Origin of the sequence: Agrobacterium sp. Azo12, from assembly GCF_029193765.2 — a bacterium.
Lineage (GTDB): Bacteria > Pseudomonadota > Alphaproteobacteria > Rhizobiales > Rhizobiaceae > Agrobacterium.
This window is the reverse complement of record NZ_JARFYO020000001.1, coordinates 3,336,479-3,356,034: the sequence shown is the minus strand read 5'-3', so window position 1 is coordinate 3,356,034 and position 19,556 is coordinate 3,336,479. Positions and strand designations below refer to the sequence as shown.

The window sequence follows — 19,556 nt, the reverse complement described above, 5'->3', positions numbered from 1 at the left end:
AAACAATGGGCAGCATTTCTCTCAGAAAAGTCTCGAAAGCCTTTGGTGAGGCCAAGGTTATTCCTTCCATCGATCTCGATATCAACGATGGTGAGTTCGTGGTGTTCGTCGGACCGTCCGGCTGTGGCAAGTCCACGCTGCTGCGCCTGATTGCCGGACTGGAAGATGTGACCGGTGGCCAGATCATTATCGATGGCAAGGACGTGACGGAAACGGCACCGGCCGAGCGCGGTCTTGCCATGGTGTTCCAGTCCTATGCGCTTTATCCGCATATGAGTGTGCGCAACAATATCGGCTTTCCGTTGAAAATGGCCAAGATGGACAAGGCTGCCATCGACAAGAAGGTCACCGATGCGGCTGGTATCCTCAATCTGACCGATTATCTGGAGCGTCGGCCTTCGCAGCTTTCCGGCGGCCAGCGCCAGCGTGTGGCGATTGGTCGTGCGATTGTGCGCGAGCCATCGGCGTTCCTGTTTGATGAACCTCTTTCCAACCTGGACGCGGCGTTGCGCGGCACCATGCGTCTGGAAATCTCCCAGCTGCATAACACGCTGAAAACAACGATGATTTACGTCACGCACGATCAGGTGGAAGCCATGACCATGGCTGACAAGATCGTGGTGCTTAACCGCGGTAACATCGAGCAGGTTGGCTCCCCGATGGAGCTTTACCGTTCTCCTGCCAACCTGTTCGTGGCAGGTTTTATCGGTTCCCCACGCATGAACCTTTTCAAGGGTGCTTACGCCCAATCGAAGAATGCGGCGACCGTCGGAGTGCGGCCTGAGCACATTTCACTGTCGCATGAAAGCGGCGTCTGGAAAGGCAAGGTCGTGGTGGCGGAACATCTGGGCTCAGACACGTTCCTGCACCTTGATGTTGAAGGCATTGGCAGCATCACGGCACGTGCTGGCGGCGAATTCCAATGCAAACACGGCGACACGGTTTTCCTGACGCCGGATGAAGGCAAGCTGCATCGTTTCGACGAGCGGGGTATCGCCATTGCCTGAGCTTGGCTCAGGCTCCTGGCTTCACGAATAATGTTTCCTATCGAGGATAGTACCATGACCTGCAAACTCTCTCTGGCAACACTCGATCAGGTAAAAGCGACCGCCTCTGTTCCTGCCTATTCCCGTGCGCAACTCTCTGCTGGTATTGTGCATTTCGGCGTTGGCAATTTTCACCGCGCTCATCAGGCCGTCTATTTGGATGACCTGTTCAATGAAGGTCATGATCATGACTGGGCGATCATTGGTGCAGGCGTATTACCATCCGACACCGCGATGCGCGAAAAACTTGCGGCGCAGGATTTCCTGACGACGGTGGTTGAGCAGGATAACAACCGTACGGCTGCCCGGGTGACGGGGCCGATGATCGATATTCTGAAAGTCGGCGATATTAATACGACCGTTGAAACATTGGCAGATCCCAAGATCCGTATCGTCTCGATGACGATTACCGAGGGTGGCTATTTCATCGATGCGTCCGGTTCGTTTAATCCGGCACATCCTGCCATTGTCGAGGATGGCCGCAATCCGGCCGCACCCAAGACGGTGTTCGGTTTTATTGTGGCCGGTTTGAAGGCGCGCCAGGAGCGCGGCATTCAGCCGTTTACCGTGATGTCTTGCGATAACATTCCGCATAATGGCAAAGTGACCCAGAATGCAGTGGTTGGTCTTGCGAAGCTGTCCGATCCGGCGTTCGCAGACTGGATCAAAGCCAATGTTTCCTTCCCCAACTCGATGGTGGACCGCATCACGCCGGCAACCGGTGAACGGGAAATCAACATTGCCCGTGATGATTTTGCCATTGAGGACAACTGGCCGGTGTTCTGCGAAGAGTTCAAACAGTGGGTGATGGAAGACAATTTCCCGGCGGGCCGTCCGAAGCTTGAAAAGGCCGGTGTGCAGTTCGTGCCCGAAGTCGCACCTTACGAGCATATGAAAATCCGCATTCTCAATGGTGGTCATGCCGCCATTGCCTATCCTGCAGCATTGCTGGACATCCACTTTGTGCATGAGGCGATGGAACATCCGCTGATCCGGGCTTTCCTTGCCAAGTTGGAAAAAGACGAAATCATTCCGGTTATCCCGCCGGTGCCGGATACTGACCTCAACGCCTATTTCGATCTGATCGAGCGACGTTTCTCCAACCCGAAAATTGGCGACACCATTCCGCGTCTGGCGCAGGATGGCTCCAACCGTCAGCCAAAATTCATTTTGCCATCGACGGCTGATCGTCTGGCCCGCGGTGAGGATATTGTTGGCCTGTCGCTGGTTTCGGCGCTCTGGTGCCGGTATTTCCACGGCACGTCCGATAGCGGCCAGAAGATCGTATTTAACGACGCCAGCGCCGAGCGCCTGCAGGCTGCAGCGATCAAGGCGAAGGACGATCCGTCGGCATTCCTGGTGTTTGATGACATCTTTGGCGAGGTCGCCAAGTCAGAACTTTTCCGCAAACGCTTCGCGCATGCCTTGCGGACACTGTGGAGCCAAGGTACGGCAAAGACACTTGAACTTTATCTGCAAAACAAGCTCACCAGCTGACAAAAGAGATGCGCCATGCATAACGAAAACACTCCTCTGCTGATTTTCGATTGCGATGGCGTTCTTGTTGATAGTGAGCCGCTGTCGATTGCCGTTCTGATCGAGATGCTTTCCCATCTCGGCGTGCATATTTCAGAAGAGGACGCGTATGATCGTTTCCTCGGGCGCAGCGTCGCGAGCATGATTTCAACCCTGTGGAATGATTACGGGGTTGAAACCGATATCGACTTTCTCGACCACATGCGCAGCCTTCTTTATGAACGCTTTCGCACAGATCTCAAACCTGTCACCGGTGTTGCACAGGCACTGGATAATCTTGAGTGCCGCCGTTGTGTTGCGTCATCCAGCCAGCCGGAGCGCATTCGTTTTTCCCTTGGCCTGACTGGTCTGCTTGACAAGCTGGAGCCGCATATTTTCAGCGCGACCATGGTCAAAAACGGTAAACCGGCACCTGACCTGTTTCTGTTTGCTGCTGAAAACATGCAGACCAGCCCATCGGACTGCATTGTCGTGGAAGACAGCCCTGCCGGTATCATCGCTGCAAAGGCCGCTGGCATGACTGTTCTTGCATTTACCGGGGCAAGCCACGCCCGCTTTCCAGCCTTTCGTCAAAAAATTGAAATCCTGCAACCGCACGGCATGTTTGACGACATGGACGATTTGGTCCACCTTGTCAGTCAATTTACAAAAAACGGTCATGCAACCAACGAAAGACCGATGCGTTCTTGAAGCCTGATTCAGGGTCCGGTTTTTGAATGATGCCAAGGGGTGGGAATTATCCGTATGCGTGAGTTTCTCGTGGCGGTCGATGTGGGCACCGGCAGCGCACGTGTCGGCGTTTTCACAGTGAAGGGCGCCTTGCTTTCGCGTGTCGCACATCCAATTTCCATGAGCAGGCCACAGGAAAACCATGCGGAACACCAGTCGGAAGAAATCTGGCGGGTTGTTTGCCGCTGCGTGCGTGAAGCCCTTGATATTGCGAAGGTAACCGCGGGCCAAGTTGCTGCCATCGGGTTCGATGCGACCTGTTCGCTGGTTGTGCGTGGTAAAAAAGGTGAGCCGGTTACTGTTTCGGTCACGGGTGAAGACCGTTTTGACACGATTGTCTGGCTTGATCACCGTGCTCTGGCCCAAAGTGACTTTTTATCCGCTTCCGGCCATCCGGTTCTGGAATTTTCCGGCCAGTCAATTTCACCGGAAATGCAAATCCCCAAGCTGATGTGGCTGAAGCAACAAATGCCGGAAACCTGGCAGCGTTCGGGTTACTTTTTTGATCTGGCAGACTTTCTGACCTGGAAAGCCTCGGGTTCGGCCAACCGGTCACTGTGCACGCTCACGGCCAAGTGGAATTTTCTGGCGCATGATGGTGGCTGGTCCGGAGATTATCTGGCAATGGCCGGTCTTGAGGATTTGCTGTCGCGCGGCGGTTTGCCGTCATCGGCCATTGGGCCGGGGACAAGCATTGGATTTGTCTCGGCCGAAGCCGCACAGCAGCTTGGGCTTGATACCGGCTGCAAGGTGGCTGCAGGCATGATTGATGCCTATGCGGGCGCGCTTGGCGCTTTGGGCGGTTGCCTGAAAAATGATATCGAGCAGCATGCCGCGCTGATTGCCGGCACATCCAGTTGTCTTGTTGCCTTTACGGAAAAACCCAAGCCGGGCCACAGCCTGTGGGGACCGTATTGGGATTGTGTGCTGCCCGGCCATTGGCTGGTCGAGGGTGGGCAATCGGTCAGTGGCGGCCTACTCGACTACATCGTGCAGATGCATGCAGCTGGTGGTAAACCTGAGACCGGTTTGCACCAGCGTATAGAGCAACGCGTGCAGCAATTGCGGGTGAAGGAGGGGGCGGAGTTTGGTAGTCGGCTGCATGTGCTGCCTGACTTTCATGGCAATCGATCCCCCTTGGCGGATCCCCATGCGTTGGGTGTTGTCAGCGGTCTGACGCTGGATATGTCCTTCGACGGGCTCTGCCGCCTCTATTGGCGAACAGCCGTGTCCATCGCGCTTGGCACGCGGCATATTCTCGAAGCGATGGAAGACACCGGCTACCACATCGATACGCTGCATGTGACGGGTGGTCATGTGCACAGCAGGTTGCTGATGGAGCTTTATGCCGATGTGACAGGTCGCAATATCGTGATGTCAAAAACGGTTGATGCCGTGCTGCTCGGCACGGCAATGACGGCGGCCTCGGCCGGTGGCGTGCATGCCGATCTTTTTGCTGCCGGTAAGGCCATGCATTCGGCAGGTGAGATGTTGCGGCCCAATCCGGGTCTGACCGGTGGTTATGACCGTGATTATCGACGGTTTATGGCCATGCAGCGACATCGTGAAGAACTCGAAAGTCTTTGACACCCTATGTTTTGCGATGCCAGGGGTTTGACCGTTTCAGAACGCTAGGGCCCGGCTCAATTCCATCAGCCGCTGGGTGCGATCCTCGTTTTCGCTCTGCAGCTGTTTTGTGACGGCACAGGCCAGAAACTCGATCATCGACAGCAGCTGAATGGCACTGCCATGATCGGTCATCGGCACCAGCGGAATCATCAGGCAGATACTGGCACTGCCCGGACCCCATTCGTAATAACGACCGGTGATCAATACGACGGTGTAACCGGCTTTGACTGCCTCATGTCCGAGACGCTGGACATGCGCCGGGTTACCGCCGCAATCCACGATAATCAGCGTGGTGTTCGCAGGTTTGCCGTCAAAAACTGCGATATAACCCGCACCTTTTTCTCTCAGGTGATGCACATTGCCACGCTGTTCCAGCAATTTTGAATGCAGGTAATCGGAAATGCAAAACGCATCGCAGCAGGAGACGATGAACACGTCTTCGCTGGAAGCAATGGCATCAAGCGTTTGTTGCCAGACAGGCTGGCGACAGAGGTCATAGACGTTTTGAATGGACTGAACCTGCTGCAGCAAAAGCGCCGAAAGAGCGTTTTCCGGCGTGTCCGGTTGTCTCGGTGCCACAATGTCTGTTTGCGGCAGCTGCAACGAAGCGGGATCGCGCAAATGCTGGCGAATGTCGCTGAACTGCTGATAACCGAGCGAACGGATAAAGCGACCGACAGTCATCGGGCTGAGGTTAAGGCGCTGGGCTAAGGTCGCAGCCGTTTCGAATGGCAATTCCGCGAGATGTTCCAGAAGGTATTTTGCAATTCTACGCTCGGAAGGCGTTCCGAATTTCAAAAGCCGGGTCAGTTTCAGGAGTAGATTTTCCAACGCCGTTTGCCTGTTGATCGCGACCCCTATGGGAGCGTGCCGCATGAGTTGGCAAACTATTTCCCCCATAAGCTGTCATGGGATAAACATTAAATTAGAAAGTGCTTTTTTTCAAGCCAAATCTTGGGTGTTGCATTTACATTTTATTAATGCTTGCCCGGGTCTCCATTGCGATAACCGCACTACCTTCCTATGTGGGAAACAATTGTGACTTTGCGAGGGACCAAATGATATTTGATGCGACACGTTTGGCCTTGACCAACATTCTTTCGCCCGCGACACGTTCGGTTTTCTGGAAGGTATTAGGCCTTACCCTGCTGGTGCTGGCTGGCCTTTGGGTGGCCATCAGACAGCTGTTCATTTATCTGGCGCTGCCGTGGATCGATACGCTGTTGCCGGGTATTCCGGACTGGGCAGGTTGGCTCGGTTTTGTGTTTGCCATTCTCGCAGGCATCGGACTGGCGCTGGCACTGGCCTTGCTGATTGCGCCGGTAACGGCCATCATTGCTGGTCTGTTTCTCGACGATGTGGCCGAAGTGCTTGAGAAGCGCGATTATCCGCAGGATGCGCCGGGTCGTGCCATGCCGATGGGTGAGGCCATCTGGGCTTCCCTCAAGTTTTTTGGCGTGATCATTCTTGGCAACCTGATCGCGCTGTTGTTGCTACTGGTTCCCGGCGTCAATCTGATCGCTTTCTTTCTGGTCAACGGTTACCTGCTGGGCCGAGAGTTTTTTGAATTTGCTGCCATGCGGTTCAGGACGCCCGATGAAGCTCGCCAGTTACGCGCAAAACACGCGGCCACGGTCTTTACCGCCGGCCTTGTTATTGCGCTGTTTCTGGCCATCCCGTTTGTGAACCTGCTGACGCCACTGTTTGCTGCCTCGCTGATGGTGCATTTGCACAAATCCATCAGCATGCGCGAACCGCCGTTAGTCACGCAACAGTTGGGCCGGTAACTCGACCAGCGGAGCCGGAATATCGCAGGATTTTTCCGGTGACTTGCATAAATCAGCGATCACGCAGCGCTCGCACTCAGGTTTGCGGGCCTTGCAGCAGTATCGTCCATGCAGGATCAACCAGTGATGGGCGTGGAACAGGTATTGTTCCGGTATGATTTTCATCAACTTGTCTTCAACGTCATCCGGGGTCTTGCCCGGTGCCAGACAGAGCCGGTTGGCAATACGGAAGACGTGGGTATCAACGGCCAATGTTGGTACGCCGAACGCCATGGACATTACCACATTGGCGGTTTTGCGCCCCACACCCGGCAGCGTGACAAGTTCGTCGCGGGTTTTTGGCACCTCGCCGCCGAAATTGTCGATCAGCATGCGCGACAGCGAAATGACGTTCTTGGCCTTGTTGCGATAAAGTCCGATCGTCTTGATGTGATCGATCAGCCGTTCCTCACCAAGGTCGAGCATTTTTTGTGGGGTATCGGCGATCTTGAACAGGGCACGTGTTGCCCGGTTCACACCAATATCCGTTGCCTGCGCTGACAGTGCAACCGCCACCAGCAGCGTGAAGGGATTGGTGTGTTCCAGTTCACCCTTGGGCTCAGGTCGTTGCACCGAAAAACGCCGGAAGATCTCTTCCAGATCTGCCTTCGAATACAGGGAGCGGGGCGTGCGTCCTTTACGCGCAGAAGTCTGATTTGACTTTTGCAAGGTTTGGGTGCTGGATCGTTTCTTCGCTATTGTCATGCCTTCATCTATAGCCAGCCGGAATGCGGGAACGCAACGTGGATACGATAAACGATGAACCGGTTTTTGCTGCACAGTTGGTGCCACACCGTTCGCTGGGGCGAAAAGGGTTTCGAGTGCTGCTGTTACTGACAGGCATGGTCTGCTTCGTCTACGGCGTGTTTTTTGTCGTTACCGGCGCGTGGCTGGTGGGCGTGTTCTTCGGTCTTGATTTTCTGCTGCTCTACGGAGCCTTCAAACTGAACTATCGGGCCGCGCGCAGACGGGAGGAAGTCACCATCTGGCGCACCCGCCTGTCGGTGCGTAAATACGCTCCTTCTGGGCGGGTGGAAGAGCATGTTTTCAACCCGTTCTGGACAAGGTTTCGGGTGCGTCGACACGAGGAATTTGGCATCCTCTCCATGCATGTTTCAGGGCAGGGGCACGTGACGGATGTCGGCTCCTTTCTCAATCCGGATGATCGCGAAAGCTTTGCGAAAGCATTCAAGGGTGCCCTGGCTAGAGTAAGACGCAGAATTTAACGTGATGGTTTGCAGACGCAAGAAACGGGTGGCGATGATCGTCCGTCCGTGGTCTTCTGTTACCCAAGGAGACATGCCATGAAAGCCGATCTTATTTTGCAGGAAGATATCACACCTGACGGTTCCGATTACGAGACCGTCCGGCAGGTCATCGAAATCATGACGGTGGACTACCGTGATCAGCCATCGCTGGAAATGATTGCGGCGCGTATGGGCAGATCGCCAACACAGTTGCAGAAGACATTCACGCGGTGGGCCGGTTTGTCACCGAAAGCGTTTCTTCAGGCCGTGACGCTCGATCATGCGAAACGTCTGTTGCGGCAGGAACAGTTGCCGCTACTGGAAACCTCTATCGAGGTTGGCATGTCCGGGCCGGGCAGGTTGCATGATCTGTTCGTTACACATGAGGCCATGTCGCCGGGTGAATGGAAGGCCAAGGGTGAAGGGCTAACGATCCGCTGGGGTTATCATGTCTCTCCATTCGGTCTGGCGCTCGTCATGGTCACCGACCGTGGTCTGGCGGGCGTTGCCTTTGCCGATGCCGGTGAAGAGGCCGCCTGTTTCGAGGATATGGCGCAGCGTTGGCCGAAAGCGAATTACGTCGAAGATGTTGCTGCCACCATGCCTTATGCCTCGCGTATTTTCGAGCCGCAAGCATGGCGTTGCGACCAGCGGCTTCGCGTGGTGCTGCTGGGCACGGATTTTCAGGTCCGTGTCTGGAAAAGCCTGTTGAAGATCCCGTTTGGTAAGGCGGTTACCTATTCCGACATCGCGCAGGATATTGGCCAGCCCACGGCGTCCCGCGCGGTGGGTGCCGCTGTCGGCGCAAACCCGGTGTCATTCGTGGTGCCCTGCCACCGTGCGCTTGGCAAAAGTGGTGCCTTGACCGGTTACCATTGGGGCCTGACGCGTAAACGGGCCATGCTCGGCTGGGAATCCGCGCACGCCTGAGATGTCAGGCGGCGGAACAGTCGTTTGACAGGGCCAGCAATGCCCGTGCGGCTGTTTCATCTGTTATAAGGGTGTTGCAGCCGATGCGTCGTATTGTGGCCTGAATGGCGACAGCACGCTGCGCGCCACCGGATGCCAGAACAATGTGCTTTGCTTTCTTCAGCGTGTCGAGGTCGATCGACATGACGCGCTGGTTGATTGGATGTTCAACGGAATTGCCGTCCTTGTCGAGGAAGTTGAACATTGTATCGCAGACGCAGCCTGCATCGATCAGTTCTTCCAGCGTCTGGCGGCTGATAAAACCTTCGGACAATGACGTGGACTGCGGGCCTATGTCGCCGCAACTGACAATGGCTATGTCGAGTTTTTCAGCCAGATCGTAAAGCGTGTTCAGCCCGCATTTTTCAATCAGGGTTTTGCGGGTTTCTACGGAATCGACCAGCAGCGGCGCAAGGAACATGTAGCATTCGGCGCCAAGCTGGCTTGCCAGTCGCCATGTGTAATCCAAAGGGTTGGTCTGGTGTACAGCGACGATACCTCCCAGCAAAGAAACCACTTTGCAGTTATCACGACGCGGTGGGCGGAAGCTCGCAAGCGACGCTGTCATGGTACGCCCCCAACCAACGCCTATGGTGGCATTTTCCGGGATGGCTTCAGAGAGAAACTGCCCGAGCGCCAGGCCCACTGCCTTTGCGATGGCCGGTGCCGACGTATTGGCCGGGGAAGGAACAATGATGGCCTCGTCCAGCCCGTAGGCTTTTTCGAGCTGTCCCGCCAGCTCAATGAAATCTTCGATACCTTCGTTGATCCAGATCTGCACTTCGGACCGTTTCATGGCCTCGTCGAGCAGGCGAATGACGGTGGACCGGCTGATCCCCAGTTTTTCGGCGACATCCTTCTGCGTCATGCCCTGATTATAATAGAGCCAGGCGGCTCTGAGGCGTAGGGACGAGGCTTCGGAAATGGATGTGTGGGTTTCGCGTCTGAGTTTCGCCACGCTTTTCACCAATGTTTGTTATGCAGCGAGTATGACTTTCGTGAAACTTATGTCAATTGCGTTGCGCAAATGTCTTGACTTTTATCGATCTGCCAAGCGATACTTTTAATCAGGTCAGGACCGTAATTTCGGCCGCACTCCCATGGCTTTCTTGGGGGAACGAAACGGCGGCTGAAGCACTTTTATAGTCAATCCATAAGGATCACCCGGATGACGTCCAAGCTCGATCAACTCCGTTCCATTACAACCGTGGTTGCTGATACCGGCGACATTGATGCGGTTGCACGCCTCAAGCCAGTCGATTGCACAACCAACCCGACCATCGTTCTTAAAGCATTGGGAACGCCTGCGTTTGCAGATGCGGTCAAAGAAGCTGTCAGCTGGGGTAAAAAACAGGGCGGCGATCAGGATGCCGTTGTTGCTGCCGTTGCAGATCGCCTTGCCATTTCGGTTGGTGCCGCACTTGCCAAGCTCGTTCCGGGCCGCGTTTCCACCGAAGTGGATGCCGACCTGTCCTTCGATACCGAAGCCTCTATTGCCAAGGCGCATGGCATCATTGCTGCCTACAAGGAACGCGGTATTGAGCGTGACCGTATTCTCATCAAGCTGGCTTCCACATGGGAAGGTATCCGTGCTGCGCAGGTTCTGCAGTCGGAAGGCATCGATTGCAACCTGACCCTGCTGTTCTCCAAGGCTCAGGCGATTGCTTGCGCGGAAGCCAAGGCATTCCTGATTTCGCCATTCGTTGGTCGTATTCTTGATTGGCACAAGAAGTCCACCGGTCAGGACTACACGTCTGAAACCGATCCGGGCGTTGTCTCGGTGCGTGGCATCTACAACTACTACAAGTCCAACGGCATCTCGACCATCGTCATGGGTGCCTCTTTCCGCAATGCAGGCGAAATCGAAGCGCTTGCTGGTTGCGATCGTCTGACCATCAGCCCGGCGCTGCTGGAAGAACTCGACAAGGACCAGGGTACGCTTGAGCGCAAGTTGTCTCCTGACAATGTCACGGCAGAGCCCCTGCAGTCGCTGGACGAAAAGGCATTCCGCTGGATGCTGAACGAAGATGCAATGGCAACTGAAAAGCTGTCGGAAGGCATCCGTCTGTTTGCCAAGGACCTCGTTGCACTGCGCTCGATGGTCAAAAAAGAACTTGCAGCCTGAGGTTTGTTGGAACTTTTGAAACGTTTACCCGTTTAATTTCCAAGAATACTCCAGTGCCAAACGCGACCGTCTCCCTGCCGGTCGCGTTTTTTTATTTGCTATGGTGCAATCTATTTTCTTATTGCGTGCGGCTGCCGGCAACGATTTCCGAAATGCGGGCGGCTGCTTCTACAATATGGGTCAGACATACTTTCTGGGTCGGCGCACTGGCGCTGAGCGGTTCAATGAACGGGCAGGTCAAAGCCGCGATGGCGGTGCCATCCAGTGTCAGCACCGGTGCCGACAGTGTCGTGACCACGGCGGTTTGCATGCTTTTCATGATGTCATAGCCGTCGTGCCGGATGCGGCTTAATGTTTCACCGAGATTGTCAGGTGTCGACATGCCCTCGTTGAAACGCAACTGCTCGGCAATCATCATCTCGCGTTGTGTTTCGGTCTGGAAAGCCAGCAGGATATGACCGGAGCCGGTATTGAACAGGCTCATATGCGCGCCAACCCGCACGGACAGCGCCCAATAGGTCGATGAATCCTGCTGGGCAATAACAGTGACAGCGCCTCTGTCGTGCACAGTCAGATGGCAGGCCTGCTGAGCCTTGTTGGAAAAGTCGCGCATGACAGGCGTCGCGAACGATACCAGTCTGCGAACAGGGGCGTGAAAATGGGCAAGGCCGAACATTTTCAGGCTGAGGAAAAAGCGGTCGCCATCCTGACGGTAGACGTACCCGCGCCGTACCAGACGATCGAGCATGCGGTAAAATTCGCTGGGGCTTTTGCCGAGCGACTTGGCAATCTCGGCCTGGGTCAGACCGCCATCCGTATGGGCCAGCAGTTCGAGGATATCCAACCCTTTGTCGAGCGCGGGCGCACGATAGCGATCACTATTGTCTTCGGTCGTCATGGTACCCCTCCAGTAACCTCATTTTGCCTATGCCAAACATCTTCTTGTCTATCTGTTGCGCTTGACGGCTTATAAATACACTGTTTACATATGAATTATCAATCCGCATCTGAATGTCCTCATTGTGAAGGCCAGTCATTGGCGCGGTAAACTGGATTGGCAGGGAGGATTACCATATGTCCCAGAATTTTGCAGGGCAGACCGTTGTTGTGACGGCAGCCGCTCAGGGTATTGGCCGCGCAACGGCTGAACGTTTTGCGAGCCTCGGTGCGCGCGTTATCGCAACCGATATCAATGAGCAGGCACTGGCCACACTGGAGGGTGTTGAAAAACGCGTTCTGAACGTTCTGGATGGCGACGCTGTAAAGGCATTTGCGGAAGAAGTTGGCCCAATCGACGTGCTGTTCAATTGTGCAGGCTACGTGCATGCTGGCACTATCCTCGAATGCGAGGAAAAGGACTGGGACTTCTCGTTCGATCTGAATGCCAAGGCCATGTACCGTACTTGCCGCGTATTCCTCCCAGGCATGCTGGAAAAGGGCAAGGGTGCTATCGTCAACATGTCGTCGGTGGCATCTAGCGTTAAGGGCGTTCCAAATCGTTTTGCCTACACGGCCTCGAAGGCAGCTGTTGTAGGTCTGACAAAGGCGATTGCCGCTGATTTCGTGACCAAGGGCGTTCGTTGTAATGCAATTTGCCCGGGCACCGTAGACAGCCCGTCCCTGCATGAACGTCTGAAGCAGACCGGCAACTACGAGCAGGCATTGAGCGACTTCATAGCGCGTCAGCCCATGGGCCGTATTGCAAAGCCCGAAGAAATTGCTGCTCTGGTGACCTATCTGTCGTCGGAAGAGGCCGGTTTCACCACGGGCCAAATCCATGTGATCGATGGCGGCTGGACTGCCTGATTATGAAACAAAGACCCGCTGCGGCGGGTCTTTTTTGCTTCATTTTGAGAATGCCGTATCACGGATGTGCGGCTACTGGACGCGCTTGATTATTGTCAGTTTGCGCCTGTCAACGCTTTATACATGAAGCGCAGTAATATTTTTTGGCAGAGTCCAAAAATGGTTCACTAAAAACACTGAATAACACTCCGGGTTAAATCTTCGTCAAGGAGAAACCGTCAGGATCAAAGCCAGTCTGGACGTGGATTTTTGATCCATGCCGGATGGTCTTTGGTTGGCCCATTAGGGCTGGGGCATTGCGTAATTGACGGGGTAGGTATGTCAGGGCGCCTAGTGTGAAAGCAGTATTCAGCCGAATACGGCTTTCCCGTAAAGTAGTGTTTATCAGTTGCGGTGTTCTGCTTATCAGCGGAGCAGCTGGTCTCGCTGCTGTTTACGTGGGTACCGAACGTTTGCTTGGCCCTTCGTATCGTTCAGTCAATGGTCTGGAATGTCAGGCCGTCCAGACTGTGACCATCAAGAAAAACGGTACATTCTGGATAAGGCAGTTTATCCGCACAACCGGTGGTGATGGTACGGACAGGCTGAAAACCGCCGTGCGTGTAGCCAAGGCTATTCACGAAAAACAGCACCCTGATCTTGTGCAGGTGTCGGTTCTGGACGCCAATGGTCCGCAGCTGCGCTCCGAGATGCGTGGTCGTGCGATTGCAGCGCAGGCAGTTTATATCCCTGATATGGCCAAAATACCCGAAGGTACGGATGGCAAGCAATATTCCGGCTTCTATTATGATGGCGTGCCGAACGCACAGGGTTTCTTCTACGGCTTGAGAATTGACCTTCCGCTTGAAGACATTGAGCAGGTTGTACATTCGTTGTCCGATAATACCGGCTGTGAAGGTGGCGTGTCGGAGAATGCCGAGGGTGCGCATGGAAAAAGCGATGGCCATGGTGCGCCAACAGAAAAAGCCGCGGAGCCGGCAGGGCACGGCGGCGAGGGTGAAACAGGCCATGGTGACCCGTCGGCAGAGGCGCACCCTGTGCCAGATGATGAACAGTTGCTGACGTCGACGCCCGTGCATGACAGCGGTAGCATTTTCAGCCTCAGCTATCTGAAATCCCTGATTTTCGGGAAAGGCTCCGCCACCGCGGAAGCTGCGGAGCAAGAGCACGCACCCGTTGCAGATGCACCAGCGGCTGAAGGCACAGGCGCCGAGGCTTCTGAAGGTCATTCGCAGCCATCTCACTGATATCTCGGTAATTTTTCAAAAGTTCGATGAGAACAAAAAAGCCGGAGGCGTTTTCGCTCTCCGGCTTTGTTGATGTTCTGCCTGTGTAACACGCTGCAGATGGTGGTTATCACGCAGCGTGTTGTTGTTATTTGACGATCAGATGTTTCTGCCAAAAACCGCTAAACGGTCCTGTGAAACATGCCGCAGCGTCAGTCGGCCTTCTGGCGACGGGCCGGGAAGAGAATGACGTCGCGGATCGACGGTGCATTTGTCAGCAGCATGATAAGACGGTCAACGCCGATGCCGAGACCACCTGCTGGTGGCATGCCCTGATCGATTGCATCAAGGAATTCATCGTCAAGCTGCTTGTCTTTTTCGCCGCGAGCGTGAGCCTGTTCCAGCTGCTCGACCATACGGCGGCGCTGTTCCTCGGGATCGTTGAGTTCGGAGAAAGCGTTGCCCACCTCCCAGGCGTTGCAGTAGCTTTCGAAGCGTTCCACCAGACGTGGTTCGCCGGGAACTTCCTTGGCGAAAGGCGAGATGTCCTTCGGGAAGTGCGTGACGTGGCTTGGCTGAATCAATGTGCCTTCAACCTTCTCTTCGAAGATGAATGCCAGGCACTCGCCCCATGTCCAGTCCTTCTCGACTTCGAAACCGGCAGCCTTGGCGGCGGCGCGGGCTTCTTCATCGGTCTTGATGTTCAGGAAGTCGATACCGGTTGCTTCCTTGACGGCATCAGGCATAGGAACGCGCTTGAACGGGCCCTTGAAGGAGATCGTCTGGCCCTGGAACTCCAACTCTGTCGTGCCATGGATGGCGACAGCGAGGGTTTCGAACATGCGCTCGACCAGACCCATAATGTCTTCGTAGTCGGAATAGGCCCAGTAGCACTCCATCATGGTGAATTCAGGATTATGCCGCGTGGAAACGCCTTCGTTACGGAAGTTGCGGTTGATCTCGAATACCTTGTCGGCAAGGCCGGATACCAGCGTGCGCTTAAGGAACAGTTCCGGCGCAATACGCAGGTACATGTCCTGCTTCAGCGTGTTGTGGAAGGTCTTGAACGGATCGGCAGTCGCGCCGCCATAAACCGTCTGCAGCATTGGTGTTTCCACTTCGAGGAAACCTTCCGCTTCCATGAAGCGGCGAATGCCGGAGATAATTCTGGAGCGCTGCTGGAAGCGCAGCTTGGACTCTTCATTGGAGAGAATGTCCAGATGACGCTTGCGGTAACGCACTTCGACGTCGGAAACGCCGTGCCACTTTTCAGGCATCGGCAGCAGCGACTTCGTCAGCATGGTGATTTCTTCAGCGTTGATGGTCAACTCGCCACGCTTGGTGCGGCGAACCTTGCCAGTGACGCCGATAATGTCACCCATGTCGATCAACGGCAGCAGCTCACGGGCCGCTTCCGGTGTGGTGTCCTTGTGGCTGAAGATCTGCACCTTGCCGGACGCGTCATGGATGTCCATGAACATGCCGGAGTTGCGGTTGGAATAAACACGACCAGCAACGGTGACCGTATCACCGGTTTCGACGTCCGGCTCGATATCGGCGTATTTTTCCGCCAACTCGGCATTGGTCATCGTGCGGTGGAAATGCGCAGGGTAGACGTCACCGATCTTTTCGCGCAGCAGCGCCAGTTTCTGGCGGCGCACTTCCGTGACGTCGGAGGAGAGAGCGGTTTCGGTTGTCTTGTCGTTCATTGTTCAATTCCTGTTGCGGCGGTGCCGCGGCGGCAATTAGTTTCCGGTTCTCCCTCATTCCTGTGTTCATCACAGGATACCAGTGCGCACAGGTCTTTGGGCGCGGGAGATTCTCTTTTATGCATTCACGGCGCAAATACGCCGTGGCTGGTTTCCTGTGACAAACTCAGGAATGAGGGGCGAATGATAATCCGCCCCGGCAAACCTTAGCTTCCGCTGCCAACCATGGTAACGACAACAGCAATGGCAACCTTCAGACGCTGGCGTACCACGGAGCGGCCAAGCAGCGCCATGCTGTCAAACAGCGGCAGCGAACGCGATGTGCCGGACATGGCAACGAACAGCGGTGGTGTCACCACGCGCAGTTTCTTGCCGGTGCGTTCAGCAAGGTCACGCAATTCTGCCTCGATGCTTTCAATGTTCCAGTCTGGCATTTTTTCCAGATCGGCAGCAACGGTGGTCAGGATTTCATGAATTTCTTCCGGCTTGCTTTTCAGCCCTGCGAAGGAGGCTGGTGTCAGGCCAACATCACCAGACAACAAGAAGCCTGCCAGCTGCGGCAGTTCGCTCAATCGGGAGATGCGGCTCTGTGCCAGCTTGAGGCCTTCGGTCAGACGGCCGTTTTCCGATGACCATTCGAAAATGCGGGCAAGGAATTCTTCCTGGCTCAGCTTTTCGCGCAGCCAGCGGCCGTTCAGCCAGTCCAGCTTCTGCACGTCGAAGATCGCGCCAGCCTTGGACAATGCATCCGGGTCGAACTTGTCTGCAAGCTCGTCCATGTTCAGAAGCTCTTCGCCTTCACCGATCTGCACGAAGAACAGACCCAGGAAGTTCATCAAGGCTTCTGGCAGGTAACCGAGTGCCGAGTAGTAGGAAATCGACGTCGGGTTCTTGCGCTTGGAGAGCTTGGACTTATCGGCATTGCGCATCAGCGAAAGATGCATGAATACCGGCTGGTCCCATCCAAAATAACGATAAAGCAGAATGTGCTTAGGCACTGAGGCCAGCCATTCCTCGCCACGCGCAACGTGGGTGATCTTCATCAGATGGTCGTCGATGACATTGGCCATATGGTAGGTCGGCATGCCGTCGGCCTTCATCAGGACCTGCATGTCAACGGAATCCCACGGGATCGACACTTCGCCGTACACGCCGTCGGTGAAGTCGCAGGAACCCTCGGTCGGGATCTTCATGCGAACAACCGATGTCTCACCGGCCGCCAGCTTGGCTGTTACTTCTTCAGCTTTTAAATGCAGACACAGGCCGTCATATTTCGGTGGCTTGCCAGCCGCGCGCTGGGCTTCACGCATCTGTTCCAGGCGGTCAGGCGTACAGAAACAACGGAAGGCATGGCCTTTATCCAGAAGTTCCTGAGCATAGGGCTGGTACATGTCCTTGCGCTCGGACTGGCGGTACGGGCCGTAAGGACCGCCGACATCGGGACCTTCAGACCATTTCAGCCCGGTCCATTTCAGTGCTTCCAGCACTTTTTCTTCATATTCGCGGGTCGAGCGGGTCGCATCGGTATCTTCGATGCGCAGGATGAACTCGCCGCCGGTTTTCTTGGCGAACAGATAGTTGAAAAGTGCGATGTAGACAGTTCCGACATGCGGCTCACCGGTAGGAGAGGGCGCGATACGGACGCGAACGTTGGAAGTGCTCATTGGATGATCGCTCGTATTGACGTGCAAGGGTTACGGGAAGTTCCCGTATGCGACGACTGGTTTTAGCATGCATTGAGGAAACGGGATTTGGGGATCTAGGATGCCCGCAATTCCGCAATTTTCCATTGGAATGGCCTTAGGCCACATTCAGCCCCATGCGTCAAGAAAATTAGGTCAAATCAGGATGCCGGCCAGACGTAAAGCAGCATTGGAATGCTGGTGATGATGATCAGGAATGATAGCGGCAGACCAAGCCGTGGATAGTCGCTGAACCTGTAGCCGCCCGGTCCCATGACAAGAGTGTTGCACTGGTGGCCGATGGGGGTGAGGAAATCACAGCCGGCGCCAATCGCGACAGCCATCAGAAATGCCTCCGGCTTGAAGCCAAGTGTGGTGGCAAATCCTGCCGCGATCGGGCCCATGACAAGTACCGTTGCGGCATTGTTGAGGAATGGCGTGACAGCCATCGCAGCCAGCAGAATAAGACCAAGAGCCATGAAGGGTGGCATGCCTTTGGCCGTTTCGCCCAACCAGGTCGCAATAAGGTCGCTCGCACCTGTCGTGCGCAGTGTATCGCTGACCGGGATAAGTGCCGCCAGCATCACAAGAATTGGGCCATCTACTGATTTGTAGATGTCGGACAACGGGATAGCGCCAATAGCGATCATCGCGAAGGCGGCGGCAAAGAAGGCAACGGCGACCGGTGCTATGCCGGTGGCCGCAGCTGCCATGGCAGCTGCAAGTACCAGAAGTGGCAAAATCGCGCGTCTGCGGGTGCCGAGCAGGATTTCACGTTGCGCGAGCGGCAGAAGGTCGAATTCCTTCAAAACCTGTGAGATGTTTTTGCTGTTGCCTTGCAAAACGATCACGTCACCGGCCATCAATGACAGGTCACTCAGACGCTGGTTCAGGCGATGTCCGCGACGACTGACGGCAATCAGATTGACGCCGCGTGTGTAGGACAGTGCCAATTCTTTCGCCGAAAGGCCTTTGAGGATCGAGGTGTTGTCGATCACCGCCTCCATGGCCATGACATCGCTTTCCTTCTGGCCACTGCCGGTCAATGGCTTGCCTGACAGTGTGAGCTTTGCACTGGAGACAACCCTGTCCAGATCAGTGGCATTGCCTTCCAGCAGCAGTGTATCGCCAACCTTAAGCACAACATCGGGGAAGGGAGAAATCCTGCGGTGGCCTCTGAGAATGGTTGTCGCAATGACCGCACCATCGCCCTGTTTCAGCAGTTCATTGAGGCTTTTGTCTTTAATCGGTGAATCTGCTGTTATGGAGGCCTCGGCTGTGTAGGCGGATTTTTCCATAATGTCTTCGACGGAGGCGTCCGGCTTGGTGCGCACTGGCAGCAGCCGGTAGCCAAATGTCAAAAATACGATGCCGATGACTGTCAGGCCAAGACCGACAGGCGTGAAGTCGAACATCGAGAAACTTTGACCGGTCATTTCCTCACGCAGTCTGGAGACCACGATGTTGGGCGAGGTGCCGATCTGCGTCATCAATCCACCGAGCAAGGCAGCAAAGGCCATCGGCATCAGATAGAAGGACACGGGGGTGCCGGACTTGCGGGCAAACTGAAAAGCCACTGGCATCATGATAGCCAATGCGCCGATATTCTTGATGAAGGCCGACATGACAGCCACAACAATCATCAGGAAAGCGAGCTGCAACCCTTTCGAGCGCATTTCGGGGAAATATTTCTTGATCAGCGTATCGACAATGCCGGAACGGGCCACCGCCGTGCTGACGATCAGTGCACTGGCGACGATGATGACAATATCGTCACTGAAACCGGAGAATGCCTTGTCGAAGGGCACGATACCCACCGCAACAGCGCCTAATAGGGCGGAGCAGGCAACCACGTCATAACGCAACTTGTCCCAGATGAAAGCTGCCATCATTGCTGCGATAACGGCGAAGGCTAAAATCTGGTCTGTTGTCATTCAGGAATGCACTTTCGGCAGGAGAGTGATTGGCCAGAACAGCCGATCAGATGCGGTATTAAACGTATGAAACCATAGCGCGTTCCGTCGTC

17 protein-coding genes are annotated in these 19,556 nt (G+C 55.1%); 10 read left to right on the top strand and 7 right to left on the bottom strand.

Annotated features, from left to right (window positions below):
• Nucleotides 1-5 precede the first annotated feature (5 nt).
• The 4 genes from PYL13_RS15945 to PYL13_RS15930 are packed head-to-tail and all read left to right on the top strand — an operon-like array spanning nt 6 to nt 4,898.
• Nucleotides 6-1,007: an ABC transporter ATP-binding protein gene (locus PYL13_RS15945; RefSeq protein WP_250982287.1), complete on the top strand. Its 1,002-nt coding sequence runs from the start codon at nt 6-8 to the stop codon at nt 1,005-1,007.
• Nucleotides 1,008-1,061: 54 nt separating this feature from the next.
• The gene (locus tag PYL13_RS15940) at nt 1,062-2,543 is read left to right on the top strand and encodes a mannitol dehydrogenase family protein (RefSeq protein ID WP_275641956.1); all 1,482 of its coding nucleotides are present in this window, start codon (nt 1,062-1,064) and stop codon (nt 2,541-2,543) included.
• Nucleotides 2,544-2,558: 15 nt separating this feature from the next.
• Nucleotides 2,559-3,272: an HAD family hydrolase gene (locus PYL13_RS15935; RefSeq protein ID WP_192488011.1), complete on the top strand. Its 714-nt coding sequence runs from the start codon at nt 2,559-2,561 to the stop codon at nt 3,270-3,272.
• Nucleotides 3,273-3,326: 54 nt separating this feature from the next.
• Nucleotides 3,327-4,898 carry an FGGY-family carbohydrate kinase gene (locus tag PYL13_RS15930; protein ID WP_275641955.1) on the top strand — a complete coding sequence of 524 codons (1,572 nt, stop codon included), beginning with the start codon at nt 3,327-3,329 and terminating at the stop codon, nt 4,896-4,898.
• Nucleotides 4,899-4,934: 36 nt separating this feature from the next.
• Here the strand turns inward: PYL13_RS15930 and PYL13_RS15925 are convergent, their stop codons facing one another.
• Nucleotides 4,935-5,771 carry a MurR/RpiR family transcriptional regulator gene (locus tag PYL13_RS15925; protein ID WP_275641954.1) on the bottom strand — a complete coding sequence of 279 codons (837 nt, stop codon included), beginning with the start codon at nt 5,769-5,771 and terminating at the stop codon, nt 4,935-4,937.
• 227 nt (nt 5,772-5,998) lie between these two features.
• Here PYL13_RS15925 and PYL13_RS15920 point away from each other — a divergent pair, with 227 nt between their 5' ends.
• A complete protein-coding gene (locus PYL13_RS15920; RefSeq protein ID WP_275641953.1) occupies nt 5,999-6,727 on the top strand; it encodes a sulfate transporter family protein in 729 nt (242 codons plus the stop codon).
• Here the strand turns inward: PYL13_RS15920 and nth are convergent.
• A complete protein-coding gene (nth, locus tag PYL13_RS15915) occupies nt 6,701-7,471 on the bottom strand; it encodes an endonuclease III (RefSeq protein WP_192488015.1) in 771 nt (256 codons plus the stop codon). The two genes, PYL13_RS15920 and nth, sit on opposite strands and share 27 nt — an antisense overlap.
• 23 nt (nt 7,472-7,494) lie before the next feature.
• Between nth and PYL13_RS15910 the strand changes: the two genes are divergently transcribed.
• Together PYL13_RS15910 and PYL13_RS15905 are read left to right on the top strand one after the other, a co-directional pair.
• Nucleotides 7,495-7,992: a DUF2244 domain-containing protein gene (locus tag PYL13_RS15910; protein ID WP_275641952.1), complete on the top strand. Its 498-nt coding sequence runs from the start codon at nt 7,495-7,497 to the stop codon at nt 7,990-7,992.
• A gap of 78 nt (nt 7,993-8,070) precedes the next feature.
• The gene (locus PYL13_RS15905; RefSeq protein WP_275641951.1) at nt 8,071-8,943 is read left to right on the top strand and encodes a bifunctional helix-turn-helix domain-containing protein/methylated-DNA--[protein]-cysteine S-methyltransferase; all 873 of its coding nucleotides are present in this window, start codon (nt 8,071-8,073) and stop codon (nt 8,941-8,943) included.
• Between the two features lie 4 nt (nt 8,944-8,947).
• Here PYL13_RS15905 and PYL13_RS15900 read toward each other — a convergent pair whose 3' ends face one another.
• Nucleotides 8,948-9,940, bottom strand: a complete 993-nt coding sequence (locus tag PYL13_RS15900) for a sugar-binding transcriptional regulator (RefSeq protein WP_250982280.1) — start codon at nt 9,938-9,940, stop codon at nt 8,948-8,950.
• Between the two features lie 210 nt (nt 9,941-10,150).
• On the opposite strand from PYL13_RS15900, the gene tal reads away from it, so the two are divergent.
• Nucleotides 10,151-11,107 (top strand): transaldolase, encoded by a 957-nt coding sequence (gene tal, locus PYL13_RS15895; RefSeq protein WP_192488019.1) that lies wholly within the window; start codon nt 10,151-10,153, stop codon nt 11,105-11,107.
• Between the two features lie 118 nt (nt 11,108-11,225).
• Here the strand turns inward: tal and PYL13_RS15890 are convergent, their stop codons facing one another.
• Entirely contained in the window at nt 11,226-12,005 is a 780-nt protein-coding gene (locus PYL13_RS15890; protein WP_275641950.1) for an IclR family transcriptional regulator, read from the bottom strand.
• Between the two features lie 176 nt (nt 12,006-12,181).
• Between PYL13_RS15890 and PYL13_RS15885 the strand changes: the two genes are divergently transcribed.
• The gene (locus PYL13_RS15885; protein ID WP_275641949.1) at nt 12,182-12,913 is read left to right on the top strand and encodes an SDR family oxidoreductase; all 732 of its coding nucleotides are present in this window, start codon (nt 12,182-12,184) and stop codon (nt 12,911-12,913) included.
• Between the two features lie 335 nt (nt 12,914-13,248).
• Nucleotides 13,249-14,160, top strand: coding sequence for a hypothetical protein (locus PYL13_RS15880; protein ID WP_259142466.1), 912 nt, complete (start codon nt 13,249-13,251; stop codon nt 14,158-14,160).
• A 191-nt stretch (nt 14,161-14,351) separates the two neighbouring features.
• Here the strand turns inward: PYL13_RS15880 and lysS are convergent, their stop codons facing one another.
• The 3 genes from lysS to PYL13_RS15865 all read right to left on the bottom strand — a co-directional run bounded on the left by lysS (nt 14,352) and on the right by PYL13_RS15865 (nt 19,464).
• The gene (lysS, locus tag PYL13_RS15875; RefSeq protein ID WP_192488022.1) at nt 14,352-15,848 is read right to left on the bottom strand and encodes a lysine--tRNA ligase; all 1,497 of its coding nucleotides are present in this window, start codon (nt 15,846-15,848) and stop codon (nt 14,352-14,354) included.
• Nucleotides 15,849-16,054: 206 nt separating this feature from the next.
• The gene (gltX, locus tag PYL13_RS15870) at nt 16,055-17,512 is read right to left on the bottom strand and encodes a glutamate--tRNA ligase (RefSeq protein WP_275641948.1); all 1,458 of its coding nucleotides are present in this window, start codon (nt 17,510-17,512) and stop codon (nt 16,055-16,057) included.
• Nucleotides 17,513-17,691: 179 nt separating this feature from the next.
• Nucleotides 17,692-19,464 carry an SLC13 family permease gene (locus tag PYL13_RS15865; protein WP_250982276.1) on the bottom strand — a complete coding sequence of 591 codons (1,773 nt, stop codon included), beginning with the start codon at nt 19,462-19,464 and terminating at the stop codon, nt 17,692-17,694.
• Between the last annotated feature and the right edge of the window lie 92 nt (nt 19,465-19,556).